Annotated in this window: 6 protein-coding genes; 1 reads left to right on the top strand and 5 read right to left on the bottom strand. The window is 68.1% G+C overall.

The annotated features are described in order from the left end of the window. Positions 1-859 (top strand): L-lactate permease (locus tag G3N64_RS37840; RefSeq protein WP_205788702.1); only part of this gene is annotated, 859 nt, incomplete at its 5' end. A 100-nt stretch (positions 860-959) separates the two neighbouring features. Here the strand turns inward: G3N64_RS37840 and G3N64_RS37835 are convergent. From G3N64_RS37835 to G3N64_RS37815, 5 genes are all read right to left on the bottom strand, one after another. Beyond that, entirely contained in the window at positions 960-1721 is a 762-nt protein-coding gene (locus G3N64_RS37835; RefSeq protein WP_205788701.1) for a M48 family metallopeptidase, read from the bottom strand. A gap of 196 nt (positions 1722-1917) precedes the next feature. Continuing rightward, entirely contained in the window at positions 1918-2700 is a 783-nt protein-coding gene (locus tag G3N64_RS37830) for a glycosyltransferase family 2 protein (protein WP_205788700.1), read from the bottom strand. A 125-nt stretch (positions 2701-2825) separates the two neighbouring features. Then, positions 2826-4175, bottom strand: a complete 1350-nt coding sequence (locus tag G3N64_RS37825) for an endoribonuclease L-PSP (protein WP_205788699.1) — start codon at positions 4173-4175, stop codon at positions 2826-2828. 92 nt (positions 4176-4267) lie between these two features. Continuing rightward, positions 4268-4984 (bottom strand): 3-oxoacyl-ACP reductase FabG, encoded by a 717-nt coding sequence (gene fabG, locus G3N64_RS37820; protein ID WP_205788698.1) that lies wholly within the window; start codon positions 4982-4984, stop codon positions 4268-4270. 110 nt (positions 4985-5094) lie between these two features. Continuing rightward, positions 5095-5355 (bottom strand): phosphopantetheine-binding protein, encoded by a 261-nt coding sequence (locus G3N64_RS37815; RefSeq protein WP_043187455.1) that lies wholly within the window; start codon positions 5353-5355, stop codon positions 5095-5097. Between the last annotated feature and the right edge of the window lie 521 nt (positions 5356-5876).

Here is a 5876-nt window from a genome sequence, read left to right as displayed (position 1 = left end):
CGGCGGCGCGGCGCTCGCGGGCTTCGGCGGCGCGGGCTCGCGCGACGGCTTCAGCACCGGCGCGCGCCGGCAGGCGTCGCCGTACACGCTTGCGCAGACCGTGCGCGCGTGGTCGCCGTTCCTGATCCTGACGGCCGTCGTCACCGTATGGAGCATCGCGCCGTTCAAGGCGCTGTTCGCCGCGCACGGCGCGCTCGCGTCGACCGTGCTGAAGTTCCATGTGGCGGGGCTCGACCAGCTCGTCGTGAAGACCGCGCCGATCGCCGCGACGCCGAAGGCGCTCGACGCCGTGCTGAAGATCGATCTCGTGTCGGCGGTGGGCAGCGCGATCCTCGTGACCGCGCTGATCTCGATGGCACTGCTGCGGATGAAACCGCGCGACGCGCTCGTCACGTTCGGCGAGACGCTGAAGGAGCTGACGCGCCCGATCCTGTCGATCGGCCTCGTGCTTGCGTTCGCGTTCGTCGCGAACTATTCGGGGATGTCGTCGACGCTCGCGCTGATGCTGGCCGCGACCGGCGCCGCGTTCCCGTTCTTCTCGCCGTTCCTCGGCTGGCTCGGCGTGTTCCTGACGGGTTCGGACACGTCGTCGAATGCGCTGTTCTGCTCGCTGCAGCAGGCCACGGCTCATCAGCTCGGCGTACCCGAGACGCTCGCGGTGGCCGCGAACACGACGGGCGGCGTGACCGCGAAGATGATCTCGCCGCAGTCGATCGCGGTCGCCTGCGCGGCGACGGGCCTCGTCGGCAAGGAGTCGGAGCTGTTCCGCTTCACGGTGCGGCACAGCCTGCTGTTCGCGGTGATCGTCGGGTTGATCACGCTCGCGCAGGCGTACGTGCTGCCGGGCATGGTGCCGTAAGCGGCCCACGCCAGAAAAACAAAACCCCACGCCCGGAAGAGCGTGGGGTTTTTCATGTCGCCGGTCGATCGCCCGCGTCGGCAGGCGACCGGTTGCGCGATCAGCTGCCCTTCGCGATGCGATCCTCGATGTGCTGCGCGCGGCTCGCCGACGACGGGTGCGAATCCATCATCGAGCTCTTGCCGCCGTCCAGCTTCGCGAGCTTCTGGAACGACGTGACCAGACCCTTCTGGTTCATGCCCTTCTGCTTGAGCAGGTCGAACGAGTAGTCGTCGGCCGCGCTTTCTTGCGTCTGCGAGAACTGCGCGTTGATGAACTTCTCGGTGATGTCGCCGAGCTGCGAGCTCGTCAGTGCCGCCACGCCCGGCGATGCCGCGCCGGCCGCGGTGCGCGCCGCGCTGACCGCGTAGGCCGTCTGCATCGCCTTCTTCGAGTGACCCAGTGCGACGTGGCCCATTTCATGGCCGATCACGCCGCGCAGTTCATCGTCGTTCATCATGTCCATCAGGCCGCTGTACACGCGCACGCAGCCGTTGCCCATCGCCCACGCGTTGACGTCCTTGGTCATGTAGACCTTGTAGTTGATTTTCTGGCCGTTCAGCGACATGTCGCCGAAGCCCTTCATCACCTTCGTCAGGCGCTTCGAGTACGCGCTGTTCGCCGGCGCGACCTTCGATTCGGCATCGCTCGACTTGCACGAGTCGTTCGACAGTGCGGCAATGTCGGCATCCGACAGCGTCGCTGCCTTGTACAGGCTGGTCCCCGCCGACGTCAGGCTGTTCGCGTCAAGGCTCTGTACCCCGCCGCACGCGCTCAACAGACACGCCACGCCACACGCTGCCACCGCTTTCTTGAGTTGCATCCCGGAATCCCTCGATAGTTGTATTTGGGAGCGGCGATTTTGCATAATCCGGCAGAAAATTACCAGATGTTTACATCAGATGACACGCTCATTACTCAGCAGATTGGGATGAAGCGGTGCGCCGGCGCGGGATTGACGATGAAAAACGGAGCAATCGCCGCGGCCGGGCGACGATCGGCATGGAAAACGGCCCCGCTCAGGCCGCCTGGTTGTGGCGTCGCGTCAGCCGCCGCGCGACCAGCATCGGCAGTCGAACCGCGAAGCCGGTGAAAAGCCGCAGGTGCATCCACGCGAGCAGCGCGTTGTCGCGGCCGTAATGGAAGTGCGAGACGCCGCCCTCGTGCCGGTCGAAATAGCGCACCGGCGCATCGAGGCGGATCGGACGCACGCCGGCCCAGCACAGCCGCACGGCCGCCTCGGGATCGAAGTCGAAGCCGCGCATCCACGGCTGGCGGCGCATGATCGCGGCAAGCGGCGCGACCGGATACACGCGAAACCCGTACAGCGAATCGCCGATCCCGGCCCACAGCGTCTCGAGGTCGGCCCAGGCGTTCGACAGCCGGCGGCCCTGCACACGCAACTGGGGCGCGCTCGCGTCGAACTTCGGCACGCCCAGCACCATCGCGCCGGGCGCGGCCTGCGACGCGGCCATGAACGCGGGAATCAGGTCGGCCGGATGCTGGCCGTCGGAATCCATCGTCAACACATGCGTGAAGCCGCTCGCGGCCGCCGCGTCGAGCCCGGCGAGCACCGCGGCGCCCTTGCCGCGGTTCTCCGGCAGCACGATCACGCGCAACCCCGGGTCGCGCTCGGCCATCGCCTGCAGCCGTTCGGCGCTGCCGTCGGTGCTGCCGTCGACCACGACCCACACCGGATTCCACTGCGCGCGGGCATTGCGCACGGTCGTGTCGACCTTGGCGCCCGGGTTGTAGCTCGGAATCAGGACGAGATGGGTGGACGAGGCGTGCAGCTTGGACATGGGAACGGCCGATTGCGAAGACGGGGATCCTGACAAAAGTTTATGACTTGCCGGCGACCGTCGGCAGGCTTCTTCGACGCCGCCCGTGTGCGGGGCCGGCTGCGGGATCGTGAGGTTCTCGCGCTTCATGACAGCCACGCCTCCTCATGCCCCGCGCTGGCCTCGATCTCGATCAGCAGGTCGTCGCGGCACACGTCCGCATGGACGACGAGCGGCCGCACGCCGGGGCCGGCCGCATCGCGCAGCACATGCTCGATCGCGGCCAGCGCCGCGGCATCGCCGGCGTCGCGCACGTAGACGCGATAGCTCAGGTCGGCGAGCGAGAACGGGCCGTGCCCCTGGCGCGCGGCCTGCTCGAGCACGGCCGCGAGGTTCGCGACCGTCTCGCGCGTCTGCGCGACGACGTCGCCGTGATGCACGGTGCGGTGCCCGACGATGCTCGCGGTGCCCGACACGAACAGCACCGGCGCGGCATCGCCTTGCGCCCATGCGGCTGCGCGCGCGAACGTCGGCGCACGCGGGCCGTACTGCGCCGGATAGTGATACGCGCTGACCTGGCGCGGGTTCTCGACCGGATCGGCCGGCGTGCGGCTCGCGAGGAAATGGATCGCGAGCGGCGCGGCCGGCGATGCGTCACCGGCGACCGGCACGACCGAACCGAGCGCGCATGCGGCCGGCACGCCGCCCGTCAGCGCGCGGCGGCACGCGTCGAACGCATGCTGACGGCCGATATTGAACTGACGATAGCGCTCGATCCCGAACTGCACCGCATTGATCGCCGGCACCGTATTCCAGATGCGCAGCGGATGCGGCATGCCGAGCGAATCGAGCACGTCGAACAGCGCGCGGTACGCATCGTGCGTCGCGCGTTCGAGCGGCGTGCCGCCGTCGTGCGTTTCGTGCGTTTCGTGCGTTTCGTGCGTTTCGTGCGTTTCGTCCGTTTCGTGCGTGTCGCTCGTCTCGTGCACGACGATGCTGCCGAACACGAGACCCGCCGTTTCGCTGTAGCGATAGTGCAGCGCACCGCGCCGTTCGCTGCGCAGGTCGCGCGCATGGCATTGCCAGATTTCGCAGACGGCATCGTCCGGCGCGAAGCCGGCGCCGAGCAATGCCATCGGCACCGGCGCGACCGGCAGGTCGGGCACGACATCGGCCAGCATCCGTGCCGCCGCGTCCGCGTGCGATCCGGTTCCGGAATCGCGCTGCGAGCCGCCCGCGCCGATGCACACCGCACCCAATGCGCCAGGCAACACGTGGTCGAATCCGTCGCCACGACTGCGCACGTCGTGCAGCAACGCGGCGAGTCGCGCATGGCTCATCCGGACGAGCCGCAATGCGCGGCCGCCGTCGTGCGCGAGGGGCATGCCCGATCGCGATGCGGCCGGCCCGGCCGTCGCCGGCCCGCGCGCGACCGGCGCGGCGGTGGACGACAGGGAACACGGGCGCCGTTCGGCGTCGACTGGATGCACGGACAATTCGATTTCCTCACTATGCGGCGCAGGCCGCGCAACATCGCGGCCTGCGCCGCGCCGCGTTGCGTTACGTCACGCCGACGCTGCGCGCTTCGTCATGCGAGCCCGCCATTGACGGACAGCACCTGCCCCGTCACATAGGCTGCGGCGTCGGACACCAGGTACGCGACCATCGCCGCGACTTCGTCGGGCCGGCCCGCGCGCTGCGCGGGCACGAGCTGCTTGATGCGTTCGGCGGGAAACGCGTGCTCGGCCATCGGCGATTCGATGATGCCGGGTGCGACCGCGTTCACGGTGATGCCGCGCGACGCGAGCTCCAGCGACAGCGACTTCGTCGCGCCGATCAGCCCCGCCTTCGCGGCCGCGTAATTGACCTGCCCGCGATTGCCGGTCACGCCGGCCACCGACGCGATGTTGACGATCCGGCCGCGCCGCGTGCGGATCATCGGCAACAGCAGCGGCTGCGTGACGTTGAAAAAGCCGTTGAGCGTCACGTCGATCACGCTGTGCCACTGCCGGCGAGCCATGCCGGCCATCGGCGCATCGTCGTGAATGCCCGCGTTGTTGACGAGGATCTGCACCGGCGCATCGTCGATGAACGGCTTCAGCGCGGCGAGCGTCGCATCGGCGTCGGTCACGTCGAACGCGATCGCGTGCGCGGTGCCGCCGGCCGCGACGATCTGCTGCGCGACCGCCTCCGCCTGCGCGAGATGGCGGTTCGCATGCACCCACACTTCATGGCCGGCCTGCGCGAGCGCCGTGCAGATTGCCTGCCCGAGTGCGCCGCTGCCGCCCGTCACGAGCGCCCGCATCGAATTGCTCCGTTCATCGCGTTTCCCCTCGATCGACGCGGCCGCGTATCGTCTGCCGATCGCTGCCGCGTGCCGTCATCATCTGCGCGCCGCGCCCGAGCGCGACGCGGTCACTTCGTGCGGTGCGCGGCGACGTATGCAGCCAATGCACCGAGCGTCGCAAAGATCTTCTGGTTGTCCGGATTGTCCGAACGCAGCTCGAAGCCGTATTTCTTCGAGATCAGCAGTGCGATTTCCAGGATGTCGATGGAGTCGAGCCCGAAACCCTCGCCATACAGCGGGGTCTCGGCCGTCACTGTTTCGAGCGGGACGTCTTCGAGATTCAGTTCGCCGATGATCAGCGTGGCGAGCTCTTGTTCCAGTGCGTTCATCATGCGTGCGGGCAGGCGGCCCGTGGCAGCGGAAGGCGCCCGGAAACGGCAATTGCCATGCACGCCCGGCGCGTGCAAATCTCCGTCCCTCCGGCGTCTGCCGGCTTCCCCGCCTGCGTTATTTGGGGATCGTTTGTAAAAGTTACGCGGATTCTAGACGAACGGGTATCGGGCCGTATACCGCCAATGGTTACAGACTGGCGAGCCGGCGCCGCGGCCCGTTTCGGGACCCGAATGCACGAGACGCTTGAGCCGCTTCGGATGGAAATGGACCGACCCCGCGAAACCGTTCGTCCGGTGCCATACAATCGGTTACAAAACCCGTTCGCGCCCGCCCCGAACACGCGGTGCCGCGGCCCTAAAATGAGCGTGCCCGACCACCGGTCCGGACCCGCGTCCCGGCCGCCATTCATATGATGTTTGACGGCCCGACCACCGCGTCCGGCCACGATCTTCCCGATGTCGCCAGTCATGCCGCGCCCGTCCTTCCGCTCCGTTCCGGTTCGCCCGCCCTTCCGCTA

Origin of the sequence: Burkholderia sp. Ac-20344 (assembly GCF_017104975.1) — a bacterium.
Taxonomy (GTDB): Bacteria; Pseudomonadota; Gammaproteobacteria; order Burkholderiales; family Burkholderiaceae; genus Burkholderia.
Note: the sequence above shows the minus strand (reverse complement) of the source record. Positions and strands in the feature narration are given on the sequence as shown.

What these genes read in the sequence shown, in the direction of transcription:
- G3N64_RS37815 (WP_043187455.1), bottom strand. Translation starts at nt 5,355, where the DNA reads ATGAACGCACTGGAACAAGAGCTCGCCACGCTGATCATCGGCGAACTG.
- G3N64_RS37830 (WP_205788700.1), bottom strand. Translation starts at nt 2,700, where the DNA reads ATGTCCAAGCTGCACGCCTCGTCCACCCATCTCGTCCTGATTCCGAGC.
- G3N64_RS37835 (WP_205788701.1), bottom strand. Translation starts at nt 1,721, where the DNA reads ATGCAACTCAAGAAAGCGGTGGCAGCGTGTGGCGTGGCGTGTCTGTTG.
- fabG (WP_205788698.1), bottom strand. Translation starts at nt 4,984, where the DNA reads ATGCGGGCGCTCGTGACGGGCGGCAGCGGCGCACTCGGGCAGGCAATC.